General features: G+C 62.6%; 32 protein-coding genes. 20 read left to right on the plus strand and 12 right to left on the minus strand.

From position 1 onward, the window contains the following. Position 1: 1 nt before the first annotated feature. Together ACR1XV_RS08470 and ACR1XV_RS08475 are read right to left on the minus strand one after the other, a co-directional pair. Positions 2 to 1444, minus strand: coding sequence for a sensor histidine kinase (locus ACR1XV_RS08470; RefSeq protein WP_480530225.1), 1443 nt, complete (start codon positions 1442 to 1444; stop codon positions 2 to 4). Further along, positions 1441 to 2178, minus strand: a complete 738-nt coding sequence (locus ACR1XV_RS08475; RefSeq protein ID WP_480530227.1) for a response regulator transcription factor — start codon at positions 2176 to 2178, stop codon at positions 1441 to 1443. The genes ACR1XV_RS08470 and ACR1XV_RS08475 overlap by 4 nt, the downstream gene beginning before the upstream one ends. Positions 2179 to 2394: 216 nt before the next feature. Here ACR1XV_RS08475 and ACR1XV_RS08480 point away from each other — a divergent pair, with 216 nt between their 5' ends. The 5 genes from ACR1XV_RS08480 to ACR1XV_RS08500 all read left to right on the plus strand — a co-directional run bounded on the left by ACR1XV_RS08480 (position 2395) and on the right by ACR1XV_RS08500 (position 7526). After that, positions 2395 to 3639: an ABC transporter substrate-binding protein gene (locus ACR1XV_RS08480; RefSeq protein WP_480530229.1), complete on the plus strand. Its 1245-nt coding sequence runs from the start codon at positions 2395 to 2397 to the stop codon at positions 3637 to 3639. Positions 3640 to 3693: 54 nt separating this feature from the next. Then, on the plus strand, positions 3694 to 4566 hold the full coding sequence (locus ACR1XV_RS08485; protein WP_480530231.1) for a carbohydrate ABC transporter permease: 873 nt from the start codon (positions 3694 to 3696) through the stop codon (positions 4564 to 4566). Next, a complete protein-coding gene (locus ACR1XV_RS08490) occupies positions 4559 to 5458 on the plus strand; it encodes a carbohydrate ABC transporter permease (RefSeq protein WP_480530233.1) in 900 nt (299 codons plus the stop codon). The genes ACR1XV_RS08485 and ACR1XV_RS08490 overlap by 8 nt, the downstream gene beginning before the upstream one ends. 5 nt (positions 5459 to 5463) lie before the next feature. Then, positions 5464 to 6561 (plus strand): ABC transporter ATP-binding protein, encoded by a 1098-nt coding sequence (locus ACR1XV_RS08495; protein ID WP_480530235.1) that lies wholly within the window; start codon positions 5464 to 5466, stop codon positions 6559 to 6561. A 113-nt stretch (positions 6562 to 6674) separates the two neighbouring features. Further along, the gene (locus ACR1XV_RS08500; protein ID WP_480530237.1) at positions 6675 to 7526 is read left to right on the plus strand and encodes a methyltransferase domain-containing protein; all 852 of its coding nucleotides are present in this window, start codon (positions 6675 to 6677) and stop codon (positions 7524 to 7526) included. Positions 7527 to 7543: 17 nt separating this feature from the next. On the opposite strand, the gene ACR1XV_RS08505 is transcribed toward ACR1XV_RS08500, so the two are convergent. Together ACR1XV_RS08505 and ACR1XV_RS08510 are read right to left on the minus strand one after the other, a co-directional pair. After that, entirely contained in the window at positions 7544 to 8152 is a 609-nt protein-coding gene (locus tag ACR1XV_RS08505) for an MlaC/ttg2D family ABC transporter substrate-binding protein (RefSeq protein WP_480530239.1), read from the minus strand. Further along, positions 8142 to 8957 (minus strand): MlaA family lipoprotein, encoded by an 816-nt coding sequence (locus tag ACR1XV_RS08510; protein WP_480530241.1) that lies wholly within the window; start codon positions 8955 to 8957, stop codon positions 8142 to 8144. The genes ACR1XV_RS08505 and ACR1XV_RS08510 overlap by 11 nt, the downstream gene beginning before the upstream one ends. A 299-nt stretch (positions 8958 to 9256) precedes the next feature. Between ACR1XV_RS08510 and ACR1XV_RS08515 the strand changes: the two genes are divergently transcribed. From ACR1XV_RS08515 to ACR1XV_RS08530, 4 genes are read left to right on the plus strand one after another with little or no spacing between them, the layout of a single operon-like run. Beyond that, positions 9257 to 9712 carry a RidA family protein gene (locus ACR1XV_RS08515; protein WP_480530243.1) on the plus strand — a complete coding sequence of 152 codons (456 nt, stop codon included), beginning with the start codon at positions 9257 to 9259 and terminating at the stop codon, positions 9710 to 9712. Beyond that, a complete protein-coding gene (locus tag ACR1XV_RS08520; protein WP_480530245.1) occupies positions 9709 to 10479 on the plus strand; it encodes a glycerophosphodiester phosphodiesterase family protein in 771 nt (256 codons plus the stop codon). Before ACR1XV_RS08515 ends, ACR1XV_RS08520 begins: the two co-directional genes overlap by 4 nt. Positions 10480 to 10524: 45 nt before the next feature. Continuing rightward, entirely contained in the window at positions 10525 to 11712 is a 1188-nt protein-coding gene (locus tag ACR1XV_RS08525; RefSeq protein ID WP_480530247.1) for a GNAT family N-acetyltransferase, read from the plus strand. Beyond that, positions 11709 to 12002 (plus strand): 4a-hydroxytetrahydrobiopterin dehydratase, encoded by a 294-nt coding sequence (locus ACR1XV_RS08530; RefSeq protein WP_480530249.1) that lies wholly within the window; start codon positions 11709 to 11711, stop codon positions 12000 to 12002. The genes ACR1XV_RS08525 and ACR1XV_RS08530 overlap by 4 nt, the downstream gene beginning before the upstream one ends. Here the strand turns inward: ACR1XV_RS08530 and ACR1XV_RS08535 are convergent. The 4 genes from ACR1XV_RS08535 to ACR1XV_RS08550 form a co-directional block, all read right to left on the minus strand. Continuing rightward, the gene (locus ACR1XV_RS08535) at positions 11999 to 12310 is read right to left on the minus strand and encodes a hypothetical protein (RefSeq protein ID WP_480530250.1); all 312 of its coding nucleotides are present in this window, start codon (positions 12308 to 12310) and stop codon (positions 11999 to 12001) included. The two genes, ACR1XV_RS08530 and ACR1XV_RS08535, sit on opposite strands and share 4 nt — an antisense overlap. Before the next feature lie 28 nt (positions 12311 to 12338). Further along, the gene (locus tag ACR1XV_RS08540; RefSeq protein ID WP_480530252.1) at positions 12339 to 12686 is read right to left on the minus strand and encodes an EF-hand domain-containing protein; all 348 of its coding nucleotides are present in this window, start codon (positions 12684 to 12686) and stop codon (positions 12339 to 12341) included. Positions 12687 to 12698: 12 nt separating this feature from the next. Further along, positions 12699 to 12923 carry a glycine zipper 2TM domain-containing protein gene (locus ACR1XV_RS08545; protein WP_480530254.1) on the minus strand — a complete coding sequence of 75 codons (225 nt, stop codon included), beginning with the start codon at positions 12921 to 12923 and terminating at the stop codon, positions 12699 to 12701. Between the two features lie 112 nt (positions 12924 to 13035). Next, positions 13036 to 13521 carry a redoxin family protein gene (locus ACR1XV_RS08550; RefSeq protein WP_480530256.1) on the minus strand — a complete coding sequence of 162 codons (486 nt, stop codon included), beginning with the start codon at positions 13519 to 13521 and terminating at the stop codon, positions 13036 to 13038. Positions 13522 to 13620: 99 nt separating this feature from the next. Between ACR1XV_RS08550 and ACR1XV_RS08555 the strand changes: the two genes are divergently transcribed. The 4 genes from ACR1XV_RS08555 to ACR1XV_RS08570 are packed head-to-tail and all read left to right on the plus strand — an operon-like array spanning position 13621 to position 16222. Continuing rightward, positions 13621 to 14832, plus strand: a complete 1212-nt coding sequence (locus ACR1XV_RS08555; RefSeq protein WP_480530258.1) for an NAD(P)/FAD-dependent oxidoreductase — start codon at positions 13621 to 13623, stop codon at positions 14830 to 14832. Then, entirely contained in the window at positions 14829 to 15389 is a 561-nt protein-coding gene (gene rsmD, locus ACR1XV_RS08560) for a 16S rRNA (guanine(966)-N(2))-methyltransferase RsmD (RefSeq protein WP_480530260.1), read from the plus strand. Before ACR1XV_RS08555 ends, rsmD begins: the two co-directional genes overlap by 4 nt. Next, on the plus strand, positions 15382 to 16017 hold the full coding sequence (locus tag ACR1XV_RS08565) for an HAD family hydrolase (protein ID WP_480530262.1): 636 nt from the start codon (positions 15382 to 15384) through the stop codon (positions 16015 to 16017). Before rsmD ends, ACR1XV_RS08565 begins: the two co-directional genes overlap by 8 nt. Positions 16018 to 16042: 25 nt before the next feature. Beyond that, positions 16043 to 16222: a hypothetical protein gene (locus ACR1XV_RS08570; RefSeq protein WP_480530264.1), complete on the plus strand. Its 180-nt coding sequence runs from the start codon at positions 16043 to 16045 to the stop codon at positions 16220 to 16222. Here ACR1XV_RS08570 and map read toward each other — a convergent pair. Further along, on the minus strand, positions 16210 to 17022 hold the full coding sequence (map, locus tag ACR1XV_RS08575; RefSeq protein ID WP_480530266.1) for a type I methionyl aminopeptidase: 813 nt from the start codon (positions 17020 to 17022) through the stop codon (positions 16210 to 16212). The two genes, ACR1XV_RS08570 and map, sit on opposite strands and share 13 nt — an antisense overlap. 178 nt (positions 17023 to 17200) lie before the next feature. Here map and ACR1XV_RS08580 point away from each other — a divergent pair, with 178 nt between their 5' ends. Then, complete coding sequence (locus ACR1XV_RS08580) at positions 17201 to 17566, plus strand: hypothetical protein (RefSeq protein WP_480530268.1); 366 nt, start codon at positions 17201 to 17203, stop codon at positions 17564 to 17566. Between the two features lie 6 nt (positions 17567 to 17572). Here ACR1XV_RS08580 and sfsA read toward each other — a convergent pair whose 3' ends face one another. After that, positions 17573 to 18274 (minus strand): DNA/RNA nuclease SfsA, encoded by a 702-nt coding sequence (sfsA, locus tag ACR1XV_RS08585; protein ID WP_480530270.1) that lies wholly within the window; start codon positions 18272 to 18274, stop codon positions 17573 to 17575. Between the two features lie 51 nt (positions 18275 to 18325). On the opposite strand from sfsA, the gene ACR1XV_RS08590 reads away from it, so the two are divergent. Genes ACR1XV_RS08590 through ACR1XV_RS08605 form a run of 4 tightly spaced genes read left to right on the plus strand, consistent with a single transcriptional unit; the run spans position 18326 to position 21237 of the window. Then, the gene (locus ACR1XV_RS08590; RefSeq protein WP_480530272.1) at positions 18326 to 19048 is read left to right on the plus strand and encodes a competence/damage-inducible protein A; all 723 of its coding nucleotides are present in this window, start codon (positions 18326 to 18328) and stop codon (positions 19046 to 19048) included. Continuing rightward, positions 19045 to 19755, plus strand: coding sequence for a GNAT family N-acetyltransferase (locus ACR1XV_RS08595; protein WP_480530274.1), 711 nt, complete (start codon positions 19045 to 19047; stop codon positions 19753 to 19755). The genes ACR1XV_RS08590 and ACR1XV_RS08595 overlap by 4 nt, the downstream gene beginning before the upstream one ends. Positions 19756 to 19765: 10 nt before the next feature. After that, positions 19766 to 20338, plus strand: a complete 573-nt coding sequence (locus ACR1XV_RS08600; RefSeq protein ID WP_480530276.1) for a peroxidase-related enzyme — start codon at positions 19766 to 19768, stop codon at positions 20336 to 20338. Beyond that, a complete protein-coding gene (locus ACR1XV_RS08605) occupies positions 20335 to 21237 on the plus strand; it encodes an OmpA family protein (RefSeq protein WP_480530278.1) in 903 nt (300 codons plus the stop codon). Before ACR1XV_RS08600 ends, ACR1XV_RS08605 begins: the two co-directional genes overlap by 4 nt. Here ACR1XV_RS08605 and ACR1XV_RS08610 read toward each other — a convergent pair. Further along, the gene (locus tag ACR1XV_RS08610) at positions 21230 to 22192 is read right to left on the minus strand and encodes a sodium-dependent bicarbonate transport family permease (RefSeq protein ID WP_480530280.1); all 963 of its coding nucleotides are present in this window, start codon (positions 22190 to 22192) and stop codon (positions 21230 to 21232) included. The two genes, ACR1XV_RS08605 and ACR1XV_RS08610, sit on opposite strands and share 8 nt — an antisense overlap. Before the next feature lie 99 nt (positions 22193 to 22291). Here ACR1XV_RS08610 and ACR1XV_RS08615 point away from each other — a divergent pair, with 99 nt between their 5' ends. After that, positions 22292 to 23206 (plus strand): hydrogen peroxide-inducible genes activator, encoded by a 915-nt coding sequence (locus ACR1XV_RS08615; protein WP_480530282.1) that lies wholly within the window; start codon positions 22292 to 22294, stop codon positions 23204 to 23206. Between the two features lie 51 nt (positions 23207 to 23257). On the opposite strand, the gene ACR1XV_RS08620 is transcribed toward ACR1XV_RS08615, so the two are convergent. Beyond that, positions 23258 to 24163, minus strand: coding sequence for a LysR family transcriptional regulator (locus ACR1XV_RS08620; protein ID WP_480530284.1), 906 nt, complete (start codon positions 24161 to 24163; stop codon positions 23258 to 23260). Between the two features lie 230 nt (positions 24164 to 24393). Between ACR1XV_RS08620 and ACR1XV_RS08625 the strand changes: the two genes are divergently transcribed. Next, complete coding sequence (locus ACR1XV_RS08625) at positions 24394 to 24834, plus strand: DUF4399 domain-containing protein (protein WP_480530286.1); 441 nt, start codon at positions 24394 to 24396, stop codon at positions 24832 to 24834. The last annotated feature ends 9 nt before the right edge of the window (positions 24835 to 24843 follow it).

The following is a 24843-nucleotide window of genomic DNA, read 5'->3' on the forward strand; positions in this document are numbered from 1 at the left end:
GTTAGTGCCGGGTGATCTGCAACCGCGCGCGCAGACCCTGATCCCCGGCCTCGAAGCTGAGCGTGCCGCCATGTTGTTCGGCGACGGTGCTGGCGATGGTCAGCCCCAGCCCGAACCCGTCTGATGAGCCGGTGTTCGAACCGCGCTGAAACGGGGCCAGCAGCGCCTCGATATCGGCGACGGACAGGTCGGTGCCTTTGTCCTCGACAATGATCGTGGCGGTTTGCGCATCGGTTTCCAAAGCAAGCTCGGCGCGGCGTCCGTATTTCAGGGCGTTGTCGACCAGGTTGGTCAGCGCCCGCCTCAGCGAGATCGGGCGTCCCATCACCAGAATGCGCCGCGTCTCGGGCAGGGAACCATGGCCCCGGCGCGACATGAACAGCGATGGCGCGCCCTCGACCGCCACCGGATCGACGGCTTTCAGCGTCACCGGGCGGTCCATATCCTGATAGTCGGCCACCAGCGATTCAACCAACGAGGTCAGGGAAATCTGGCGCGGGTCCTCGACGCTCAGCTCGGATCGGGTATAGGTCAGCACGCTTTCGATCATGCCGGTCATCTGATCCACGTCGGCCTCAAGCTTTTCGCGCAGCTCGGCATCGGGGATCAGCGCCGCGCGCAGGCGGACGCGGGTGGCGGGTGTGCCCAGATCGTGGCTGACCCCCGACAGAACGATGGCGCGCTTTTCCAGTTGCGCCCGCTCGGCCTCAAGGTGGTCGTTCACCGCAGACACGATATCGCGCAACTCTTCCGGGCCGTCCGCGTCATAGCTTTGCGGCCCGCCCCGGCGTTTGCGATCGCGCAGGGCGTGGGCAAACCGCGTGAAACTGTCCGAGACATTGCCGACCGAGGTTAGCAGCACCGCCAGCGCCACGATCCCCATCAGGATGGCCGGCAGCCGCAGGTCGGTCGGTGCGGCGCCGCAGCCCCAGATCTGCGTCCCGTCGACCTGTTGCCACGCACCGCGTCCGAACCGCGCGATCAGGATCGGCTCGCTGCAATAGGTGGCCAGCAGGCGGGTCAGATTGCCCATCTTCTCGGGGTCCGTCTGATCGCTGCCCGAGACGATGTCCGACACCGGATAGACCAGACGATCCGACAGCACCGCCAGCGTCAGTTCGCGCCCGCCGAGCGGCGCGGAGCTATCGGTCAGGATCGACAGGTTGGTGACAAAGCGGCGGCCCGCAAAGCCCGGCATCTGCTGAAACGCGCCCGTATCCGCCAGCGCGGCGGCCTCGGCGTCCAGCGGTGTGATCACAAGGCCGGGCGGCGGGGCCATGCCGGTGCGCAACTCTTCGTAAACCGCGAACCCGGCCACGAAAGACTGCGTCAGATACCGGTTCCAGGCTTCGGCCGAGGCAAACCACATCCCGGAAGACAGCAGACCGGCGGCAAAGGCGGACAGGGTCCAGAGCCAGCCAAGGCTACGCAGGCGCAGGGTCATTCGTTTTCGTCCACCGTGACGTCGGCGGTAAAGACATAGCCGACCCCGCGTTCGGTGCGCAGCATCTGCGGGTCTTTGGGGTTGGCCTCGATCTTGGACCGCAGCCGCCCGACCAGCATGTCGATGGCGCGGCCCTGCGCCTCGGGTTTGTCGGTCGCGCCGGTGACGTCCAGCGCGGCAGCGATCTCATCCCGGGTCAGCGGGATATGGGGGTTGGCCAGCAACACCTTCAACAGCGCGGATTCCCGTTGCGACAGCGCCACCTGAAACCCCTCGGGCGAATGCACCTCGTCGCGTTTGCCGTCATAGAGCCAGCCGTTGAACCGAAAGGTCCGGGTGCGGCGGCGATAGGCCAGAGAGGGCGTGCGCTGTGCCCGCTGCATCACCGCCCGGACGCGGGCCAGCAGAAGCTGCGGGTTGAAGGGCTTGGCGATGTAATCATCCGCGCCGACCTCATAGCCCGCCATGCGCTGGTGATCCGCCGACAGGGCCGAAACCAAGATGATCGGCACATCCTGTTCCCGCCGCAGCCGGGCGCAGATTTCGACGCCGTTCTCATCCCCCAGCATCACATCCAGCAGGATCAGGTCGATCCGGCCCGAGGTCAGGTGAGAACGTATCTCGTGTTCCGAACTGGCAGGCAAGGCGATGCACCCGTTCTGTTGAAAGAACTGGGTCATCATCGACCGCATCTCCGAATCGTCGTCCACCACCAGAAGCCGGGGAATGCCCACTCTGCCTGTCCTCCTCATCCCTCTCCGTTGTCCTCGTTTGTAACGAATGGAAACGGATTCAAGGCCAACGTAACACGCGGTAACAAAACTGTTGAAAATTTCCGCCCCGTGCGCGCCTTGCCCCTGATTTCGCGTTGCCAGCGGGCGTTCGAGCCGCAGAATAACCCGCATCGCTGCCCGAAGGCGGCATCTGAGTTCTCAGGGAGGAGACTGATTATGAAGCGTTTTGCATTTGCCACCGTTTCGACACTGGCCGTCGCGGCGGGGTCGTCCGTTGTGGCCGAGCCGCAGGCCGAGGTTCTGCACTGGTGGACATCCGGCGGCGAGGCCAAGGCGGTTGGCGTTCTGCAGGAAGAGTTCGCCTCGAACGGTGGCACATGGACCGATATGCCGGTTGCTGGTGGTGGCGGTGATGCCGCGATGACCGCTTTGCGCGCCCGTGTTCTGGCCGGTAATGCACCCACCGCAGTTCAGCTGAAAGGCCCTGCGATTCAGGAATGGTACGAAGAAGGCGTTCTGGCAGATATCTCCGGCGTGGCCGAGGCTGAAGGCTGGGCGGATGTTCTTCCCGCTTCGATCGCCGGTCACATGAAATGTGAAGGCACATGGTGCGCAGCCCCGGTCAACGTCCACCGCATTGACTGGATCTGGGCCAATGCCGACATTCTGGCCGCCAATGACATCGAAATGCCAACCACATGGGACGAGTTCAACGCCGCTGCCGAGAAGCTGCAGGCCGCCGGTGTGATCCCGCTGGCCCATGGCGGTCAGGCGTGGCAGGACGCGACCGTGTTCGAAGCAGTTGCCCTGGGTCTGGGTGGACCTGAGTTCTATCAGAAGGCGTTTGTCGATCTCGACCCCGAAGCGCTGACCTCGGACACGATGGTGCAGGTCTTTGACCAGATGCGGGTCCTGCGGGGTCATGTGGACGAAAACTTCTCGGGCCGTGACTGGAACCTTGCCACCGCCATGGTGATGAACGGCGAAGCCGCGTTCCAGATCATGGGTGACTGGGCCAAGGGTGAGTTCCTGGCTGCTGGCAAGAAGCCGGGCGAGGACTTCCTGTGCGCCTCGACCCCCGGTGACGGCTATCTTTATAACGTCGACAGCTTTGCCATGTTCGAAGTGGAAGGCGACGACAACCGCGCCGGTCAAGAACTGCTGGCCAAGCTGATCGTCGGCCCGAACTTCCAAGAGGTGTTCAACCTCAACAAAGGCTCGATCCCGGCACGGACCGATGTCGCACTGGACAAGTTCGACATCTGCGCGCAGGTCTCGGCAGAAGACATGGGAACCACCTCGGCGGCCGGTTCGCTGCTGCCGTCCTATGCCCACGGCATGGCCCTGCGCGGTGCGCAGGCCGGTGCGATCACCGATGTTGTGACCGCGCATTTCAACTCGGATATGTCCTCGGCTGACGCAGTTCAGCAACTGGCGGACGCAGTGGCCAACAGCTACTGATCCAACCTGCTCTGCCCCGCAAAAGGGGCAGAGCATCTTTCCCCGGAGGCTGAAATGTCTGAATGGCTGGAAAACCACCTGCCCAAGGTGGTGCTGGCGCCGTCGTTCATCGCCGTATTGATCTTTGTCTACGGATTTATCGGATGGACTGCATGGGTGTCGCTGACCCGATCGAAACTATTGCCGAAATACGAGATCAAGGGCTTCATCCAATATGAACGCCTGTTTGACTCGCCCCGCTGGGATACGGCGATCAACAACCTGTACCTGTTTGGCGCGCTGTTCATCGTGATCGCGATGCTGCTGGGTTTGCTGCTGGCCATCCTGCTGGATCAGAAAATCCGCGTCGAAGGGGCGATCCGCACGATCTACCTGTATCCGATGGCGCTGTCGATGATCGTGACCGGTACTGCGTGGAAGTGGATTCTGAACCCCGGTCTGGGGATCGAGGCCATGGTGCAGGGCTGGGGCTTCCCGAATTTCGAATTCGACTGGCTGGTGAACCCGGACTACGCGATCTACACCATCGTGATTGCCGCGATCTGGCAAAGCTCGGGCTTCGTGATGGCGCTGTTTCTGGCCGGTCTGCGGTCGGTGGACGGAGAAATCATCAAGGCCGCCCAGGTCGATGGGATCCCCACATGGCGCATCTATACGGCGATCATCATCCCCTCGATGGCCCCGATCTTCCTGTCGGCCTTCATCGTTCTGGCGCATCTGGCGATCAAAAGCTTCGATCTGGTCATCGCCCTGACAGGCGGCGGTCCGGGTTACGCGACCGATCTGCCTGCCACGTATATGTACGCCATGGCGTTTTCGCGCGGCGATATCGGTCAGGCGGCCTCGTCCGCGATGATCATGATGCTGGTCGTCTTTGCCATCGTGGTTCCTTATCTCTACTCAGAATTGAGGGCGAAAAATGACTGATCTGTCGATGCCCCAAAGCGAAACCCGCACCCAAAGCGCCACAAGCAAAATCGCTCTGCGCTGGCTGCTTTACGTGATGCTGGGCCTGTTTGCTCTGTATTACCTCATGCCGCTGTTCGTGATGCTCACGACCTCGCTCAAAAGCCTCGAAGAGATCCGCACCGGATCGCTGATGTCGCTGCCGCGAGAGGTCAGTTTCGAGGCCTGGAAAACCGCATGGTCCAGCGCTTGCACCGGTATCCAGTGCGAGGGTCTGCGGCCCTATTTCTGGAACTCGGTCCTGATCGCGGTGCCTGCGGTGGCCATCTCGACCCTGCTGGGCGCGCTGAACGGCTATGTGGTGGCTCAGTGGCGGTTCAAAGGGGCCAACATCATCTTTTCGCTGATGCTGTTTGGCTGCTTCATTCCGTTTCAGGTCGTCCTGCTGCCCATGGCCCGCGTGCTGGGCCTGATGGAGATTGCAGGCACCATCCCGGGCCTGATCTTCGTGCATGTGGTCTATGGCCTTGGCTTCACCACGCTGTTTTTCCGCAACTATTACGTGACCATCCCGGTCGAGCTGGTCAAAGCCGCCCGCGTCGACGGGGCCGGGTTCATGCGGATTTTCTGGTCGATCTTCCTGCCGCTGTCGCTGCCCATCATCGTGGTGACCGTGATCTGGCAGTTCACGCAGATCTGGAACGACTTCCTGTTCGGCGTGTCCTTCAGCGAGGCCGGAACGCAGCCCGTGACCGTGGCGCTCAACAACATCGTAAACTCAACCACCGGCGTCAAAGAATACAACGTCGACATGGCCGCCGCGATCATCGCGGGCCTGCCGACGCTGCTCGTCTATGTCGTCGCCGGTAAGTATTTCATCCGCGGCCTGACCGCCGGTTCAGTGAAGGGATAAGACCCATGGCTCCTATTCTCGACATCAACAACCTTTACAAGAATTACGGCAATGTCGAAATTCTGAAGGACATCAACATCTCGATCGAGCCGGGCGACTTTCTGGTTCTGGTCGGCCCTTCGGGCTGCGGTAAATCCACCCTGCTGAACTGTATCGCGGGGCTGGAGCCGATCACCGGCGGCACGCTGGCCATCGGCGGCAAGGACATGACCCATATCAGCCCCAAGGATCGCGACATCGCCATGGTGTTCCAGTCCTACGCCCTGTACCCGACCATGTCGGTGGCCAAGAACATCACCTTCGGCATGAAAGTGCGCGGCGTCGATCCCGCCACGCAAGAGGCCAAGCTGAACGAGGTCGCCTCGCTGCTGCAGATCGAACAGTTGCTGAACCGTCGCCCCAGCCAGTTGTCGGGCGGTCAGCGTCAGCGGGTGGCGATGGGCCGGGCGCTGGTGCGCGACCCCAAGCTGTTCCTGTTTGACGAGCCGCTGTCGAACCTCGACGCCAAGCTGCGGGTCGAGATGCGGACCGAGATCAAGAAGCTGCATCAGACGCTGGATGCCTCGATCGTCTATGTCACCCACGACCAGATCGAGGCGATGACGCTGGCCACCAAGATCGTCGTGCTGAAAGGCGGGATCGTGCAGCAGATCGGCAGCCCGGCCGAGATCTACAACAATCCAGCCAACCTGTTCGTGGCCGATTTCATGGGCTCGCCGGCGATGAACCTGATCCCGGCCACGGCGTCCAGCAACGGGTCAAGCACGCAAATCTCGATCGCGCGCGAAACCGGTGACACCATCGTGCTGACCGACACCCGCGCGCCCAGCTTGCCGCAGGACGTCATCCTCGGCCTGCGCCCCGAAGATATCGCCGAGGCCGGCTTTCGCGCCGGCGCAGGCGTGCAAGAGGCCGCCTGCATGGTCGATATGGTCGAACCCGCCGGGGCGGATACCTATGTGGTCTCGGAACTGGGCGGCAAACAGGTCACCGCGCGTCTGCACGCCGAAACCAGCGCCCAGGCGGGTCAGATGCTGAATCTGGCGTTCGACATGAGCAAGGTGTCGTATTTCGCCAAGGAAACGGGCGAGCGGTTGAATTGAAACCCGGCAGGCCCGCACCCCAAATCACGTGCTGCGGGCCACGTCGGTGACCCCTCGAATCTGGCCGAAAAAGCAAGAGTGTGCTAGCTTGTGACAGGCGAGGGAGGCACGCTATGTCCGATCCATACTCTGATCTGGCCGCTCAGGATGTCGCTGTTCAAGAGCGGATCGCAGATGCGATGGAAGCGCGCTGTCTGGAACCGGCACAGGTGGAAATCAGGGCCAGTTATCTGGGCGATCTGAACCTGCCAGATGGTGCTTTTGCCGTTGAGCTAGGATCAGGAACCGGCCATGTCACAAACGAGTTGCTCACGCTGGCGGGTGCAGAACGTGCCCTCGGGCTGGAACCTTCACCGGTCATGGTAGAGCGCGCCAAGAACAGCTTTGCCAGCGACAGTCGACTTGCTTTTGAAACCGGCGATGCCAAGTCTACCGGGCTTGCAGACAATTCGGTCGACCTTGTTCTGGCCCATACCCTGTTGTGCCATGTTCCGGGCCCCGAAGATGTTGTGGGCGAGGCGTATCGCATATTGAAACCGGGCGGAGTGCTGGCGATCTGTGACGGGGATTATGATACGGCGACCACGCAGATCGCGGATTTTGACCCGCTGGATCAGCTTGTCCGTTTCATGATCAATCAGAATGTAACCAACCTTTGGATCATGCGTCAGATTGGCGGAATGTTGTCGCACTCCGGATTTCAGTTGGGTCGCCGTCGAGGGCATGGCTATGTCGCGGAGGGTGAAGCGGCGTATTTTCGCACCGTCATCGACCGGGGTGCAGATCACATGGCTGAAACCGGGCTTTTGCAACGTGAAACGGCTGAGGCATTGAAAGCCGAAGCCCGGGCGCGCGTCGCAGCCAGCAGGTTTTTTGGCTATATGTCCTATGTCAGCCAGATTGCGCGCAAGCCCGGCGGCCAGACGAAACACCGCCGCACGAACGGGTCGGGCGGCGGCGCATAGGCGGGATGGTGGCTGCTTTAGCCGACCTTGTCCAGATCCTTGATCAGACGGTTCAGATCGCCGCCGCGGGCGTCCAGCATTGCGCCGATCTCGGTGCGTTCGGTCAGCAGCAGGTTCACGCCCTCGATGAACATATTGAAGAACTTGCCCTTGCCGGATTTGTCCGACACCAGGAACGTCACCTCGAAGGGCGACGAGCCGCGCAGTTTGACCGAGGTGCGCACCTCGTAGCCTGCCTTGATCTTGCGGGCGGTGCGTACCGTGACCTCGCCGCCGATGAACTCGCGGAAGCGGCGGCCGTATTTGCGCGAGATATAGCCCTCGAAGGCCTTGGTGAACTGGCGCATCTGGGCGGGTGATGCGCTGCGGGCTTCGACACCCAGCGCATAGCGCGCCATGATCGGCACGTCGCCATATTGCACAAAGATCTTTTGAAAATCGCGCAGCATGGCCTTTTCGGATTTGCCGGATTCGATCACCCGGGTGATATCCGACACCACGGAATTGACCAGCTGCGTCGCCCCCGCTTCGGTCAGCGCAAAGGCGGGCAGGGGCAGGGCCGCTGCGGTCAGCCCGGTCAGGGCGGCGGTGACAAACTGGCGGCGGTGCATCAGATTACTCGGCATAGGGGTCCTCGTAGGGGTCTAGGAAAGGGTCCCTGACAGGGTCGGTCCCGGTATTGGCATAGGGGTCGTCATACAGTCCCAGATAAGCATCCTCATCGTCCCGTGCCAGTTCAAAGCGGCGGTTTTGCAGGTAGATCGTGCGCGCCTGAGCGTAACTGTCTGCGCTTTCATAGAGAATCGAGTCGACCGTATCCGAGAACCGACCCCGGTCGCCCATGCGTCGCACCACCTCGGCATAAACACCCAGATTGTCCGCAGGCCGGGTGGGGCTGAAATTGATCGGGTTCGAGAACAGATTCACGATCACGCCGACCGCATCGCGAGTGGTCGAGGGGCCATAGAAGGGCAGTTCGACATAGGCTCCTTCGCCAAAACCCCAGACATGCAGGGTTTCGCCGAAATCGGTATCGACGGGCGGCAGGTTCAGCTCATCCGCCGGGGCCGACAGGCCAAAACCGCCCACGGTCATGTTGACGACAAAACGCAGCAGCGCGTTGCCCATCTGCTTGGGATTGCCCTGCAGCAGATAGTCAACGGCCTGACCGGGCAGGGAAATATTCTCGGCAAAGGTGCTGAAGCTGGTGACCATCGGATCGGGCACGATCTTCACATAGCCTTTCGAGGCCGGGCGGAACAGGAACCGGTCGACGCCCAGATTGAACTTGTGAACACCGCGGTTGGCATTCTCGTAGGGGTCGAAAATCTCACCCCGCGCGGCGGCGTCCTGCGGCTGCGAGGCGCAGGCGGACAGGACCGTCATGGCGGCCAGAATAATCAGATGCGTCAGGCGAATGGGGCGTGGCACGGTCTTCGGTACTCCAAAAAACTACCCGGTGGTGGGGCCGGGCCTTCAATCAATACGGGCCTTTGCGGTCTTTGCGCTGCAATTGGTCCGACATAGACCGTTCGCGCGCGATTTGAAACAACAACTCGCATCTACCCCAGCCGATAGGGCCGGGTAAAGTGACACGATATCAACACATCCTGAATAAGAGGAGAGGTGCCCAGATCGCGGGCAATCGGAAAAATACCGCTTTCCTGCTTTCCGAACCCGCCGTTCCCGGTTAGCGTCCGCGCAAAGTCAAAAAGTGGGAGACCTTATTCATGAGCTTTGCAGCAAAACTCGACAGCCTCGGCATCACCCTGCCGGACGCGCCCGCCCCTGCGGCGAACTACGTGCCCTTCGTGCGGATCGGCAACATCGTCTATGTCTCGGGTCAGATTTCCATGGCCGGTGAACTGATCACCGGCAAGCTGGGCGATGACATGGATGTGGAGGCTGGCGCTGCGGCGGCCAAGGTCTGCGCCATCAACTTGCTGGCGCAGGTCAAAGCGGCCTGTGGCGGCGATATCGATAAGCTGGTGCGCGTGATCAAGTTGACCGGATTCGTGAACTCGACCGCCGATTTCACCGCGCAGCCGCAGGTGATCAACGGCGCATCCGATTTCCTTGTCGAAGCACTGGGCGACGCCGGTCGTCATTCGCGTTCCGCCGTCAGCGCGGCCTCGCTGCCTCTGGGTGTTGCGGTCGAAATCGAAGGTATCTTCGAGGTTCAATGACGCCGCCCCTGCCTTCTGAATTCCTGCAGCGCCCGATAGCCCATCGGGCGCTGCACGATATTACCGATCAGCGACCCGAGAACAGCCGGGCCGCCATTCGCGCCGCCATCGACGCCGGTTACGGGATCGAGATCGACCTGCAGCTCACCTCGGACGGTCGTGCGATGGTGTTTCACGACTATGACCTGCGACGTCTGACCGACCAGCCCGGCCCGATCCAGCAGATCACCGCCGCACAGGCGCAGGCGCTGACTTTGCTGCAATCCGACGGCGAAGGCATCCCGACTCTGGACGAGGTGCTGGACCTTGTCGCCGGCCGCGTGCCCCTGCTGATCGAACTCAAGGATCAGGACGGCGCGATGGGTCTCAATGTCGGCGTACTCGAAGCGGATACTGTGCGTGCCTTGCAGGGCTATGACGGTCCGGTGGCGCTGATGTCGTTCAATCCCAACTCGGTGGTTGAACTGGCGCGGATCGCGCCGGACCTGCCGCGCGGGCTTGTCACCTGTTCTTATGATCCAAAGGTGGAACTGCTGCCCACCGAGATTTGCGATCACCTGCGCACCATCCCCGATTTCGACCGCGCCAAGGCCAGTTTCATCAGCCATGAGGCCGCCGATCTGACCCGCCCCCGTGTGTCCGAGATCAAGGCGCAGGGCGCACCGATCCTGTGCTGGACCATCCGTTCGCCCGAACAAGAGGCGCAGGCGCGCAAGGTTGCCGACAATGTGACCTTCGAAGGCTACATGGCCGCACATCCCGCTTGATCCCGGCGCGCCTGATCACAGATAAAGGTCAGGCGCGGAGGGCACATGGATCAGTCACAGATCGAGGTTCGGGTTCTGACATCGCTCTCGCAAATCCCGGCGAGCGACTGGGACAGCTGCGCCTGCCCCGAGGCCGCGGATGGCGGGCGGCCGCTGGATCCCTTCACCACGCATCGGTTCCTGTGGGCGCTGGAGGAAAGCGGCTCGGTCGGGCGCGGCACCGGCTGGCAGCCGCAATATCTGACCGCCTATCTGGACGGGATGCTGATTGCCGCGGCCCCGATGTATGCGAAATCGCATTCGCAGGGCGAATACATCTTCGATCACAGCTGGGCCCATGCCTATGAGAACGCGGGCGGGCGATATTACCCAAAGCTGCAGATCGCCGTGCCGTTTACGCCGGCGACGGGGCGGCGGTTTCTGGTCCGGCCCGGGTACGACGTGACGGGCCTGTCGGCGCTGGTGCAGGGGGCGGTGCAACTGGCCGCTGAAAACCGCATCTCGTCCCTGCACGCCACCTTCTGCACCGAGGCCGAGGCGCTGGCCGGCGAGCAGATGGGCCTGATGGTGCGGCATTCACAGCAATTCCACTGGCTTAACGACGGTTATGCGGATTTTGACGGGTTTCTGGCCGCTCTGTCCTCGCGCAAACGCAAGAATATCCGCAAGGAACGCGCGCAGGCCTGCGATTTCGGCGGCCAGATTCGCACCATCACCGGCGACGATCTGCGCCCCGAGCACTGGGATGCGTTCTGGCGCTTCTATCAAGACACCGGCGCTCGCAAATGGGGGGCGCCGTACCTGACGCGGCAATTCTTTGATATCGCTCAGGAAACTATGGCCGACGACATGGCATTGGTACTGGCCGAGCGCAACGGATATGCCATTGCCGGGGCGCTGAACTTCATCGGGCGCGAGGCGCTCTATGGTCGTTATTGGGGCTGCGTCGAACACCATCCCTGCCTGCATTTCGAACTGTGCTATTATCGGGCGATCGATTTTGCCATTGCCGAAGGGCTGGCCCGGGTCGAGGCCGGGGCGCAGGGCGAACACAAGCTGGCGCGCGGCTATCTGCCGACGCGCACGCATAGCTTGCATTGGGTCGGTGATCCGGGTTTTGCTGACGCGGTCCAGAAATTTCTGGACGCCGAGGCCCACGCGGTGGGAGAAGAGATTGAAATCCTGACGGATTACGGCCCGTTCAGGAAATCGAACCCGGAGGAACAGCAATGACCGAACTTCTGTCGACCGAGACCCGCGGCCCGCTGCTGGACCCGCTGTTCAGAAATGGCTGGACCATGGTCGAGGACCGCGACGCGATCACCAAGACCTTCATCTTCGAGGATTTCGTACAGGCCTTCGGCTGGATGACCCAGGTGGCGATCTTTGCCGAGAAATGGAACCACCACCCGGAATGGTCCAACGTCTACCGCACGGTTCAAGTGACGCTGTCGACCCATGACGTGGGCGGCCTGTCGGCGCTGGACGCGAAGCTGGCGCGAAAGATGGACAGTCTGATCTAGCCCCGGTCGCTTTGTGATCCCACGCCACCGGCCAGCAGGGCCGCAGTCCCAAGCTGTTTGAACTCGGCCACCGTGACGGTGCCGCTGCTGACGTCGATATTGCCCGGGATGCGGATCGTGCGGTTGCCGATGGACCGGACGCTGCGCCTGGCCGGGTTGATGTCCAGACAGCGCGTCTCGTAACAGGTCAGCCCGCTGGTGTTGATCTGAATGCGTGCCTGCCCGTCGGGGCCCGTCACCACCGGTGATTGCGGCACATCACAGGCCGCCAGTACCGCCAACGCCCCCAAACCGATCCAAATCCGCATGATGCCTCCTGCATGTTCGGGCCGGGTGCTAATCTAACCGGCCATTGCCATCCTGATCTGCCGCTTCAAAATCTTTCTGCATCTGGGCGGCATATTCTGCCTTTGAAATAAGGCTGTCGCCGTTCCGGTCAACCGCCTGAAACTGCCTGATGTCCAAAAACGGCTTGGCCTCGTTCAGGCCCAGAGTGCCGTTCTTGTCCTCATCCATCGCCTGAAAGGCGTAATCCGAGAAGGCATTGAACTCGTCTTTCGACAGGAACCCGTCATTGTTGCTGTCGATATTCTTCAACTCGGCCTCGTGCAGTTCCGAGACACTTTCGGCACAGGCGATCCCGGCAAAGGCGACGGCTGCGATTGCGATACATGCTGTCTTCATCTTACCCCCTCCTCAGCACGCGTAGCGCTGGCCCGAGACACCGCCGGCCGCCGCGCCCGCTGCGGTCAGGATGGTCTTGCCCGATCCGCCGCCGAACTGGTTGCCGATGGCCCCGCCGATCAGCGCCCCGCCCAATGTGCCGCTGAGGCAGGCGATCTCGTGCTGGCGCGCGGCCTGCTGCTGCGGGGTGGGGGCAGGGCCGCAGGCGGCTAGCGCCCCCGCGCTGCCAAGTAGCAAGGTAAGCAGTGTCAGGCGCATCGGTGACCTCCCGGGGTTGGACGGGCCAAGTATTGGCCCATCGGGGCAGGGCATCAAGTTAAATGCGCCTCGGGTTGTCCGCCAAGGCGGCTCAGATCACGTCCAGCAGCCCTTCGCCCGCCGAAATCTCGCAGGCGCCGGGGTTGTCTTCGAGGTTGAGCGCCACGACCTTGCCGTCCTCGACCAGCATCGCATAGCGTTTGGACCGCGCGATCAGCCCTACGGGCGGGGCGTCGAAATCCATGCCGACGGCCTTGGTGAATTCAGACGCGGCATCGGCCAGCATGGTCAACCCGGCGGCTGTTGCACCGGTGCTTTCCCCCCACGCTCCCATTACGAACGGATCATTGACCGAGATACAGATGATCTCCTCTACACCCTTGGCATCGAACTGGTCCTTGGTGCGCATGAAGCTTGGAACATGAGCGGTTGTGCAGGTTCCGGTAAACGCACCGGGTACAGCAAAGATCACCACCTTGCGCCCTTTGGTCTTGTCCGAAACCCGAACCTCCTCGGGGCCTTCTGCACCCATCTGGATCAGCGTGGCGTCGGGCAGAGTGTCACCTGTTGAAATCATTTTTATGCTCCTGTCGATTGGATTTGCAGATTGGGGCTTGGCCGCAATATAGGTGGTCGAAACAAAGTGACCACGTGAATTCTGCAGAGCGGGTGAAACATGAGCCATATTGTCGTGATCGGGGCCGGACAGGCCGGGGCCTCGCTGGTGGCGCGGCTGCGCAAGGACGGGTTCGCGGGTGACATCACCCTGATCGGGGCCGAGCCGCATCTGCCCTATCAGCGCCCGCCGCTGTCCAAGGCCTATCTGCTGGGCGAGATGGAGCTGGACCGCCTGTTCCTGCGGCCCGAAAGCTTTTATGCCGAGAACGACATCACCCTGCGTTTGGGTCAGCGCGTCACCGGCATCGACCCGCAGGCCAGGACGGTTTCGCTGGGCAATGAGGTCATCTCATATGACGAACTGGCCCTGACCACAGGGTCCGACCCGCGCCGTCTGCCTGCGGCGATCGGCGGCGATCTGGAGGGCGTCCATGTGGTCCGCGATCTGGCCCATATCGACGAGATGGAGCCGCGCGTGGTTGATGGCGCGCGCGCGCTGATCGTGGGCGGCGGTTACATCGGGCTTGAGGCCGCAGCCGTCTGTGCCAAGCGCGGGGTCAAGGTCACTCTGGTCGAGATGGCCGAGCGTATCCTGCAACGGGTCGCAGCCCCCGAGACCAGCGATTATTTCCGCGCGCTGCATACCGAATACGGCGCAGACATCCGCGAAGGGGTCGGGCTGGATCATCTGATCGGGGAAGATAGCCATGTGACGGGGGCCGTTCTGACGGATGGCGCTGAACTGGCGGTGGATTTCGTCATTGTCGGCGTGGGCATCGCGCCCGCGACCCAACTGGCCGAGATGGCGGGTCTGGAGCTGGATAACGGTATCAAGACCGACGCCCATGGCCGCACCTCGGACCCCTCGATCTGGGCGGCAGGCGATTGCGCGTCCTTCCCGCATGGCGAGGGGCGCATCCGTCTGGAAAGCGTGCCCAACGCCATCGATCAGGCCGAGATCGTGGCGCAGAACATGCTGGGCGCGGCCAAGGACTATGTGGCGACGCCATGGTTCTGGTCGGATCAGTATGACGTCAAGCTGCAGATCGCGGGCCTGAACACCGGGTATGACCGCGTCGTAACCCGCAAGGGGCAGGGCGCAACGGTGTCCTTCTGGTACTACAAGGGCGATCAGCTCATTGCCGTGGACGCGATGAACGACCCGCGCGCCTATATGGTTGGCAAGCGCCTGATCGACGCGGGAAAAACCGCAGATCCGGCGGTGGTCGCCGATCCGGATGCGGACCTCAAACCGCTTCTCAAAGCGTGAGGATCATCGCCGGAGAGTTCCGGGGTCGGGCGCTGGCCTCGGTGGGTAAAGGCGACGCGGGCGCACATCTGCGCCCCACCACGGACCGGGTGCGCGAAAGCCTGTTCAATGTGCTCAGCCACCAGATCGACTTTGACGGTCTGCGCGTTCTGGACCTGTTCGCAGGCACCGGCGCGTTGGGGCTCGAGGCGCTGTCGCGCGGCGCGGCGCATGTCACCTTTGTCGATGACGGGCGCGTGGCGCAGGGTCTGATCCGCAAGAACATCGACCTGACCGGCAGCAAGACCCGCACCGACCTGATCCGCCGCGATGCCACCCGACTAGGCGACAACCCCGGCGCGCCCTATGATCTGATCTTCCTCGACCCGCCTTACGGCAAGGCGCTGGGCCAGAAAGCCCTCGCCGCGCTGTCCGGCGGCTGGCTGGCGGATGACGCCCTGATCGTCTGGGAAGAAAACGCCCCCATGGCCGCGCCCGACGGGTTCACGCTGAGCGATACGCGCAAATATGGCGACACGCATATCTCGTTGATGTGGAAGGACGATCCGAATGCATGATCTGGTGATCTTCGATTGCGACGGCGTTCTGGTCGACAGCGAGGTTCTGTCCAATCAGGTCATGGTCGACAATTTCGCCCGCTATGGCCTGCACCTCAGCCTTTCCGAATGCATGGCGCTGTTTGTCGGCGGAACCATGACCGGCGTGCGCGACAAGGCGCGGGCGCTGGGGGCCGATCTGCCCGATGACTGGACCGAGCAGATTTATGCGGAAATCTATACGGCCCTGCGCGCAGGCACGCCGCTGGTCGACGGCATTCCCGACCTGCTGGCGCAACTGGACGCGCAGGGCATCCCCTATTGTGTCGCCTCGAACGGCCGACCCGAAAAAATGCAGATCACCCTTGGCCAGAACGGTCTGTGGGACCGGTTCAAGGACGTGATGTTCTCGGCCCATGAACTGGGCACTGGCAAGCCCGAACCCACTCTGTTCCTGACCGCCGCGCAGCATTTCGGCGCGCAGAACCCTGTGGTGGTCGAAGACAGCGAAAACGGCGTCACCGCCGCGATCCGGGCCGATATGCGCTGCTTGGCCTATGCCGCCCATGACGACGGCGCGCGTCTGGCCGCGCTGGGGGCCGAGGTCTTCACGGATATGTCACAAGTGCCCGGGCTTTTGGGACTCTGAGCGCGAAACATGGTAAGGTCCGGCCATGGACCGCGCCATCTCACCCCCGCTCTGGACCTTTGCCAAGGATACGGACACCACCACCGGGCCGCCGCCCAAGCCGATGCGCGCGCCGGTGTTCATCCATGACGCGGTGATCCCGTGGCGGGATGAGACATTGCTGCTGAAACTGCTGCGCGATCAGGCGCAGGATCAGGAGGAATAGGTCGGGTGATATTTGCCGCCCGGTGACAGGGTGAAAATCTCGACCCCATCTGCCGTTACACCCACCGAATGCTCAAACTGCGCCGACAGCGATTTGTCGCGGGTCACGGCGGTCCAGTCATCGGCCAGCGTCTTGGTTTCAGGACGCCCCAGATTAACCATCGGCTCGATGGTGAAGAACATGCCCTCTTCCAGAACCGCACCGGTGCCCGGACGCCCGTAATGCAGCACATTCGGTGGCGCATGGAACACCCGGCCCAGCCCGTGGCCGCAGAAATCGCGCACAACGCTCATCCGGTGCGCCTCGACATAAGCCTGAATGGCGTGGCCGATATCGCCGAACGTATTGCCCGGCTTGACCATCTCGATGCCCTTGAACAGCGCGTCATGGGTCACCTGAATCAACCGCTCGGCCTTGCGGGGCAGCTTGCCCGCCACATACATGCGCGAGGTGTCGCCGAACCAGCCATCGACGATGACGGTGACGTCGATATTCAGGATATCGCCATCCTTCAGCTTTTTGTCGCCGGGAATGCCGTGGCAGACCACATGGTTCACGCTGATACAGCTGGCGTGCTTGTAACCTTTGTAACCGATGGTAGCCGACTCTGCGCCCGCATCCTCGACCATCTGCGTGATCAACCCGTCGATCGCGCCCGTGGTCTGGCCCACAAACACATGATCGGCAATGTCATCCAATATCCGCGCCGCCAAAGCCCCTGCAGCGTGCATACCTGCAAAGTCACCCTGTTCGTAAATGCGGATACCGTCCTTGGTCAGACGGCCACGATGCTCTTTCATCGACGCTAAGCTCCAAATGTTGCGCGCAGCGCTCCTTTTACGCTGCTTGTGCAGAAAGTTCCAGAGGGTGCGGTTTTCGACCGTTCAAATGGCGTTGAACTGGCCGGGTTCAAGCTTTGGCCGCCCGCGCTTTGCGGTAGTGTGCGGTCATGTCGCCCAACGGATGCAGGAAAAACAGATGTCGAAACGGGTCGCGCTGCTGTTGCTGATCGTCCTGACCGCTTGCCGGGACGAGGCGACCCCGCTGTCGGGCCCCCAGCTTGCGTCGCTTCTGGCCGAGCGTCGCGGGATTGCGTTTGAACGGTTTCACTATACCGGCACGGCGGTCTTCGATCCTGACGGTGGTTTCGAAGTCTCGATCCCCCGGCTGGGCCGCGACACCGGTGTTTGGTGGCTGGACGGCGACAAGATCTGCAGCCGCTGGGCCAATTTCAGGCAAGGGCGCGAGTTATGCGCTGTCGTGGCGCAAACCGCAGGAGGAACCTATCGCGGCCAAAGCCCGAAATCGGGCGTGTTTCTGGGCAAATTTCACTTTGTCGACTGACCCTGCCTAATCTGCCCGCCAACGCCGGGCAGGATCGGCCCAGACGCCCTCGGGGGTGATCTTGGTGCCGACAATCAGCCGCTCAACCCCCTTGGCCGCCTCAAACGCCGCCGCATAGGCCGGATCAATATCCGCAGCCAGCGCGAACCGGTCGCAATCGGTGCGCTGCACCAGATACAGCATCACCGCTCGATGCCCCTGCGCCGCCATGGCCGCCAACTCACCCAGATGTTTGGTGCCGCGCGCTGTCACGCTGTCGGGAAACTCGGCCAGACCGGGCTGGCGCGACAGCGTCACGCTTTTGACCTCGACATAAGCATCCGGCAGGCCCGGTTGGGTCAGCAGGAAGTCGATGCGGCTGTTTTCACCGTATTTCACCTCGGGGCGGACGGTTTCATAAGCGGCCAGTTCGGGGATGTCGCGCGCCATCAGCGCCGCCCGCAGCGCCCGGTTCGGCAGCGAAGTATCGACCCCGGTGAAATGCCCGTTCTCATGATCGACCAGCCGCCAGCCGTATTTCAGCTTTTTCTTCGGATCGTCATTGGGCTCCAGCCAGATTTTCTCGCCCGGTTCCGCCAGCCCCATCATCGAGCCCGGATTGGCGCAATGGGCGGTGACCCCGCGCCCGTCCTCCAGCGTGCAATCGGCCAGAAAGCGTTTATAGCGGCGGATCAGGCGGGCGGGGACAAGGGGGGTTTCAAATCGCATGGCCAAGGGCCTATACCTGCCCCAAGGGCCGATCAAGAGGGAGGGCGCGCCATGGCCAATCCAACCGCATCCATGCTGGTGATCGGGGATGAGATCCTGTCGGGCCGCACCCGCGACGCCAACATGCACTACCTTGCCGGAGAGCTGACCAAACACGGCATCGACCTGAAAGAGGTCCGCATCGTCAGCGATGATGCCTCGGCGATCGAAGGGGCGGTCAAGGCGCTGTCCGCCGCCCATGATCACGTCTTCACCAGCGGTGGCATCGGGCCCACCCATGACGATATCACTGCCGATTGCATCGCCCGCGCCTTTGGTGCGCATATTGACGTGCGCGCTGATGCCCGCGCGCTGCTTGAGGCGCATTACGACAAATCCGGGTTGGAGCTGAACGCCGCGCGCCTGCGCATGGCGCGCATCCCCGAGGGGGCGGCGCTGATCGATAATCCGGTCTCGACCGCGCCGGGCTTTACGCTGGGCAATGTGCATGTGATGGCCGGGGTGCCCTCGGTGTTCCGCGCCATGGTCGCCAGCGTTTTGCCTGCGCTGACCGGCGGCCGCCCTCTTATGTCGCAGACCCTGCGCGTCGACCGGGGCGAGGGCGATATCGCCGCCACCCTGGCCGCGCTGGCCGAGGATTTCGCGGATCTGTCCATCGGCTGCTACCCGTTTCAACTGAACGGCGTGTTCGGAGCCAACGTGGTCGTGCGCGGCACCGAAGGCGGGCGCATCGACGCCGCCATCACCCGCCTTGCCAAAGAGCTTGCGCTTTGAACATCGACTGGCCCGCCATCGTCGACGGCACATGGCCGGCCGCCGGGTATGACAGGCTGGGGCCTTTCCGGCTGCGGCGCGGGCAGGGCGGAGGATCGCGCGTGTCTGCCGCCAGCCGGATCGGCGACGTGACGGACGCCGATATCACCGCCGCCGAGGCCGCGATGCAGGCGATGGGACAGAAACACCTCTTTTGCCTCTGGCCGGGGGATGAGGCGCTGGACACGCAGCTTGCCGCGCGCGGCTATGACATCCTTGATCCGGTCAACATTTATACCTGCCCAGCAGCGCATCTGACCGACACGCCCCTGCCGCGCGTCACCGTGTTCAACGTCTGGGAACCGCTGGCCATCATGCGCGAGGTCTGGGCGCAGGGCGGCATCGGGCCCGAACGGCTGGCCATCATGCACCGCGCGCCAGGGCCGAAGACGGGCTTGCTGATCCGCCGCAACGATCAGCCCGCCGGGGCCGGGTTCGTGGCCATCCATGACGGTATCGCCATGGTCCACGCGCTGGAAATCTTGCCCGACCACCGCCGTCAGGGCATGGGCGCATGGGCGATGCGCGCTGCGGCCTTCTGGGCGCTGGACAATGGCGCTGAGACCCTTAGCGTGATCTGCACCAAGGCGAATGCCGGGGCCAACGGGCTCTATCAGGCGCTGGGGATGGAGATTGTCGGCGAATACCACTATCGCCAACAGGCCTGAGGAGAGCGAATTGACCACACAGGACATGCCCACCGCCCTGAACCTGCCGATGGTGGACCCGCTGCCGCCCGAGACGCAGAAATATTTCGATATCTGCGTCGAGAAACTGGGTATGGTCCCCAACGTGCTGCGCGCCCATGCCTTCGACATCGACAAGCTGAACACGTTCACCGCGATGTATAACGATCTGATGCTGGCCGACAGCGGGCTGTCCAAGCTGGAGCGTGAGATGATCGCCGTTGTGGTCTCGTCCATCAACAAGTGTTTCTACTGCCTTGTCGCGCATGGCGCGGCGGTGCGACAGCTTTCGGGTGATCCGCAACTGGGTGAGATGCTGGTGATGAATTACCGCGTTGCGCCGCTGGACGACCGCCAGCGCGCTATGCTGGATTTCGCGGCCCAGATGACCACCGCCAGCGCCACGGTCGAGGACCCCGACCGCCAGCGCCTGCGCGATGCGGGGTTCAGTGACCGCGATATCTGGGACATCGCCAATGTCACCGGTTTTTTCAACATGACCAACCGCGTGGCCAGCGCCACCGCGATGGCCCCGAACCCCGAATATCACGCCCAGTCCCGATGATCCGACCTCTTGTTCTCTGCTTTGTTCTGCTGGCCGCTCCGGCCCTCGCGCAGGAACTTGTGCTGCCCTCCAGCGCGCGTCAGATCTCGGACCGGACCAGCGCGTTCGACAGCTACGATGTGCCGATTGCGGTGTTTGCTGACAACGCCGTGCCCGCGCGCACCGTCGAAGGCAAGGTCGAGCGTCTGACATGGCGGCTGCAGGCCGGGTCCAGCACCACGCTGCAAATCCTCACCCCGCTGCGTGACCAGCTTTTGGCGCAAGGGTATGAGATCATCTTTGAATGCGAGGCCCGCAGCTGCGGCGGGTTCGATTTCCGTTTCGGCACCGAGGTCGTGCCAACCCCCGATATGTATGTGGCGATCCATGATTACCGCTTTCTGACCGCCATCCGCGGCAACAACGTGATCAGCCTGCTGATCAGCCGCAACCCGCCCGATGGCTATGTTCAGATGATCCGGGTCACGCCCGTTGGCACCCAACCCGCCCCGCCACTGGTGATCGAGGAAACCGTGGACGGTGCCGCCGGATTGCTGGCCGAGCTCAGCAGCAATGGCCATGTCATCCTTGATGATCTGCATTTCCGTACCGGCGAGGTCGCGCTGGGCGAGGGGCCCTTTGCCTCGCTGGCCCTGCTGGCGGGCTATCTGTCCGAGAACCCCGATACCCGCCTCGCGCTGGTCGGGCATACCGACGACACCGGTGATCTGCAGGCCAATATCGCGGTTAGCACCAAGCGCGCCGACGCCGTCCGCGCTCGCTTGATTGAGGTCCATGGCATCGCCGCCGACCGGGTCGAGGCGCAAGGCGCGGGCTATCTCGCCCCCATCACCTCGAACGCCACGCCCGAGGGGCGCGACATCAACCGCCGGGTCGAGGCGGTGCTGCTGGTCAACTGACCCACCACAGATACAGCGGCAGCCCGACCGTGATGTTGAATGGGAACGACACCCCCAACGACAGTGTCAGGTAAATTCCGGCCTCGGCCTTGGGCAGCGCGATCTTCATCGCCGCCGGCACCGCGATGTAAGAGGCCGAGGCCGCCAGCACCATGAACAGAAACAGGCTGCCCTGCGGCAATCCGATCAGCGCGCCCACAGCCCAGGCCATCAGCGCCCCGATCAGCGGCATCAGCACCCCAAAGGCAAACAGCCCCACCGACAGCTTGTCGCGATTGGTGATCAGGCTACGCCCCGCCGACAGGCCCATATCCAGCAGGAACAGGCACAGGATGCCGGTGAAGGGCGTCACGATGAAGGGCGCGATCATCTGCATCCCTTCGCCGCCCGTGATCGCCCCGATCAGGAACGCGCCGGTCAACAACACGATCGAGCCATTGGCCAGCAGATCGCGCCACAGCTTGTCATCCTTCACGCCGTTATTGCCCGCCTTATGCGCCAACCACAGCGCCGACAGGATCGCCGGAACCTCCATCGCGGCGGCGACGGCCACCATGAACCCGTCATGGGTCAGCCCCACCAGATCCAGCAGGCTGGTGGCAGTGACAAAGGTGACAATCGAGATCGAGCCGTAATGCCCCGCCACCGCTGCTGCGTTCAGCGGATCAAGCCGGGTCATCACCCGCAGCAGGCCAAAGGCCACAAACGGTATCGCAAAGGATAGGGCAACCCCGCCCATCAGGGTCAGGAACAGCTGCAGATGTATCCCATGCTCGGCCAGACTGGCCCCGCCTTTGAACCCAATGGCCAGCAGCAGGTAAAGCGACATGAATTTCGCCGCCCCCGCCGGGATCGACAAATCGCTGCGCACAAAGGCCGCCAGCAGCCCGAGGGCAAAAAACAATATGGTCGGCACCAGCAGATTGCTGGACAGCGTCTCGATCACTCCGGGCATTTTACGCTCCTGTTCCCTCGGGTTTTGGGCTAGGTGCCTTGCAAAATTGATTTCGCCCAATACTATCTTTCTAAGTTTTGCTTAGTTTCAGGCTATGAAATGCGCCCAACCCTGCGCCAGCTGGAATATATCGTCACCGTCAGCCGCCTTGGCCGGTTCAGCCTTGCCGCCGATGTGCTGAATGTCAGCCAGCCCAGCCTGTCGGCCCAGATTGCGACGGTGGAACAGGAACTTGGCGTGCGCATCTTCGACCGCAATCGCGGCGGAGTGCAGGTGACGGCCAAGGGAGAGGATTTCATCGACCGCGCGCAAAAAATCCTGGCGGATGTCAAAGACCTGCGTCACGCCATGTCCAGCGATACGCCGGTGGGCGGGCGGCTGCGGCTGGGCGTGTTGCCCTCGATCGGGCCCTACCTGTTGCCGCAGGTGATCAAAGAGGTCCACCGCCTGCGCCCCGGCCTGCGCATCATCGTGCGCGAGGAAAACACCCGCGATCTGGAACAGGGCCTCAAGACCGGGCGCTTTGACCTGATCCTGTCCACGCCCGAGGACCACCCCAACACCCTGCAGCACCGCCTGTTCAACGAATCCCTCTGGGTTGCGGTGGCCGTTGACGACGTGCTGGCGCAGGACCTGCAGGGGGTCAGCGCCGATGACCTGCAAAACCGCCTGTTCCTGACACTAGACCAAAGCCACCGCCTGTCGCGCATCGTCTATGCGCTGGCGGCGGAATGCGGTGGCGTGGTGTCGGACGAATACGAGGGCACCACGCTCGATTCCATCGTCCTGATGGCCGCCTCGGGTGTCGGCGTGGCGGTTCTGCCGGACCTCTATGCCCGCAGGCAGGGCATCTACCGCGACGAGGTCCGCCTGCGCCCGCTGTCGATCCCCAACGCCAACCGCGACATCGCCCTGCTGGCCCGCCCCGCCGAGACCCCTTTGCCCGGCCAAACGGTCCTGACCGAAAGCCTGCGCGCGGTGGCCCGCACCATGGGCCTGCCGGTGATCGAATAAAAAAGGCCCGCGTCTTGCGACGCGGGCCATCAAGGTACCACAGGGAGAATTCTACCAATCCATCGGGCCTTTTTCGGCAAAGGACTCGACCAGAAAATCAATGAAGGCGCGAACCTTGGGCTGGGTGAACCGGCCCGGCGGGTACACGGCATAGACGCCCTGAACCTCATCCGGCAGCGATGGCATCGCATCGACCACCTCGCCGGATTTCAGCGCGTCGGCATAGAGATAGCTGGGCAGATGCGCGATCCCCAGCCCCGAGATGGCGGCGTTCAGCAGCGATTGCCCGTCATTCACGCTCAGCCAGCCGGCGGTGCGCACCTGGCGCTTTTCACCCGAAGGCGCGGTCAGTTTCCAGACGCTGCCCGAGGACTGGCTGGAATAATGCAGCAGCTTGTGCTCGTTCAGATCGTCGATCTTCTGCGGGCGCCCGAACTGTTCGATATATTTCGGCGAGGCGACCAGTCGCTTGACCGTCTCGGTCAGCTTGCGGGCGCGCAGGGTGCTGTCCTCCAGCTCTCCGATGCGCACGGCGACGTCGAAGCCTTCGGAAATCAGCTCAACATAGCGGTTGTTCAGCACCATGTTCACGGTGATCTCGGGGAAAGCCGACAGGAATTCGGACAAGACCGGCGACAGGTGATTCACACCGAAATCTGTTGCCACACTGATCCGCAGCAGACCAGAGGGCGCCGATTGCATCGAGGTCACCAGCGCATCCGCTTCGCCCGCATCGTTCAGGACGCGGCGGGCACGGTCGTAATAGGCCAATCCAATCTCGGTCGGTGATACGCGGCGTGTGGTGCGGTTCAGCAGTCTTGCACCCAGCCGCGCCTCAAGGCTCGACACGTGTTTGGATACGGCCGATTTGGAGATACCCATTTTCTTGGCCGCGTCGGTGAAACCCCCTTGGTCCACCACGTTGGAAAAGGCCTCCATTTCGGTCAGTCGATCCATTCTCGTTCCCCAGGTCTTCTGTTCGTTGTCTCTTTATCGCGATCAATCTGGGCGAGAACTGGGCAGACCTGAGATAATATCAGGGTTTTGAATCGGATCGTTTGCGACTGGGAAACGCCGGGCCGGGTGGGCGTCGATGCGCGCAAGTCGGCGCAAAACCCTTAGTTTCTGGACTTTTTCCCAATCGTACTAGGATCAGAATGGCATTTTTGTGACCACGGAGGAGAGTTATGAGAGCCTTTTTCGCAGCCACCGCCCTGTGCCTGACCGCCACCCTTGCGGGGGCCGGAGGTGAAACCCCCTCGAATCCCGATGCGACGGTCTATTTCGTCAACCTGTCCGACGGGGACACGGTGCAATCGCCCGTCACCATTGTCTTCGGCCTCAGCGGCATGGGCGTCGCGCCCGCCGGGACCGAGGCGGAAAACACCGGTCACCACCACCTGCTGATCGACCGCCCGCCGATCGGGCAGGGCGAAGACGGCGCGGATGAGCTGGCCTATGGCCTGCCCGCCGATGACAACCACATCCATTTCGGCGGCGGCCAGACCGAGGTCACGCTGGATATGACGCCGGGCGAACACACGCTGCAGCTGGTGCTGGGCGACGCGGGCCATGTGCCCCACGCGACGCCGATCGTGTCCGAGGTGATTACGATTACCGTCGAATAGGCGGGCGGA

Source organism: Ruegeria sp. AD2(2025), from assembly GCF_056542385.1.

Bases quoted from the DNA above. Each gene is read 5' to 3' on its own strand.
- ACR1XV_RS08470 (WP_480530225.1), bottom strand. From the start codon at position 1,444: ATGACCCTGCGCCTGCGTAGCCTTGGCTGGCTCTGGACCCTGTCCGCC.
- ACR1XV_RS08480 (WP_480530229.1), top strand. From the start codon at position 2,395: ATGAAGCGTTTTGCATTTGCCACCGTTTCGACACTGGCCGTCGCGGCG.
- ACR1XV_RS08485 (WP_480530231.1), top strand. From the start codon at position 3,694: ATGTCTGAATGGCTGGAAAACCACCTGCCCAAGGTGGTGCTGGCGCCG.
- ACR1XV_RS08490 (WP_480530233.1), top strand. From the start codon at position 4,559: ATGACTGATCTGTCGATGCCCCAAAGCGAAACCCGCACCCAAAGCGCC.
- ACR1XV_RS08495 (WP_480530235.1), top strand. From the start codon at position 5,464: ATGGCTCCTATTCTCGACATCAACAACCTTTACAAGAATTACGGCAAT.
- ACR1XV_RS08500 (WP_480530237.1), top strand. From the start codon at position 6,675: ATGTCCGATCCATACTCTGATCTGGCCGCTCAGGATGTCGCTGTTCAA.
- ACR1XV_RS08505 (WP_480530239.1), bottom strand. From the start codon at position 8,152: ATGCCGAGTAATCTGATGCACCGCCGCCAGTTTGTCACCGCCGCCCTG.
- ACR1XV_RS08515 (WP_480530243.1), top strand. From the start codon at position 9,257: ATGAGCTTTGCAGCAAAACTCGACAGCCTCGGCATCACCCTGCCGGAC.
- ACR1XV_RS08520 (WP_480530245.1), top strand. From the start codon at position 9,709: ATGACGCCGCCCCTGCCTTCTGAATTCCTGCAGCGCCCGATAGCCCAT.
- ACR1XV_RS08525 (WP_480530247.1), top strand. From the start codon at position 10,525: ATGGATCAGTCACAGATCGAGGTTCGGGTTCTGACATCGCTCTCGCAA.
- ACR1XV_RS08530 (WP_480530249.1), top strand. From the start codon at position 11,709: ATGACCGAACTTCTGTCGACCGAGACCCGCGGCCCGCTGCTGGACCCG.
- ACR1XV_RS08535 (WP_480530250.1), bottom strand. From the start codon at position 12,310: ATGCGGATTTGGATCGGTTTGGGGGCGTTGGCGGTACTGGCGGCCTGT.
- ACR1XV_RS08540 (WP_480530252.1), bottom strand. From the start codon at position 12,686: ATGAAGACAGCATGTATCGCAATCGCAGCCGTCGCCTTTGCCGGGATC.
- ACR1XV_RS08550 (WP_480530256.1), bottom strand. From the start codon at position 13,521: ATGATTTCAACAGGTGACACTCTGCCCGACGCCACGCTGATCCAGATG.
- ACR1XV_RS08555 (WP_480530258.1), top strand. From the start codon at position 13,621: ATGAGCCATATTGTCGTGATCGGGGCCGGACAGGCCGGGGCCTCGCTG.
- ACR1XV_RS08565 (WP_480530262.1), top strand. From the start codon at position 15,382: ATGCATGATCTGGTGATCTTCGATTGCGACGGCGTTCTGGTCGACAGC.
- ACR1XV_RS08570 (WP_480530264.1), top strand. From the start codon at position 16,043: ATGGACCGCGCCATCTCACCCCCGCTCTGGACCTTTGCCAAGGATACG.
- map (WP_480530266.1), bottom strand. From the start codon at position 17,022: ATGAAAGAGCATCGTGGCCGTCTGACCAAGGACGGTATCCGCATTTAC.
- ACR1XV_RS08580 (WP_480530268.1), top strand. From the start codon at position 17,201: ATGTCGAAACGGGTCGCGCTGCTGTTGCTGATCGTCCTGACCGCTTGC.
- sfsA (WP_480530270.1), bottom strand. From the start codon at position 18,274: ATGCGATTTGAAACCCCCCTTGTCCCCGCCCGCCTGATCCGCCGCTAT.
- ACR1XV_RS08590 (WP_480530272.1), top strand. From the start codon at position 18,326: ATGGCCAATCCAACCGCATCCATGCTGGTGATCGGGGATGAGATCCTG.
- ACR1XV_RS08605 (WP_480530278.1), top strand. From the start codon at position 20,335: ATGATCCGACCTCTTGTTCTCTGCTTTGTTCTGCTGGCCGCTCCGGCC.
- ACR1XV_RS08610 (WP_480530280.1), bottom strand. From the start codon at position 22,192: ATGCCCGGAGTGATCGAGACGCTGTCCAGCAATCTGCTGGTGCCGACC.
- ACR1XV_RS08615 (WP_480530282.1), top strand. From the start codon at position 22,292: ATGCGCCCAACCCTGCGCCAGCTGGAATATATCGTCACCGTCAGCCGC.
- ACR1XV_RS08620 (WP_480530284.1), bottom strand. From the start codon at position 24,163: ATGGATCGACTGACCGAAATGGAGGCCTTTTCCAACGTGGTGGACCAA.
- ACR1XV_RS08625 (WP_480530286.1), top strand. From the start codon at position 24,394: ATGAGAGCCTTTTTCGCAGCCACCGCCCTGTGCCTGACCGCCACCCTT.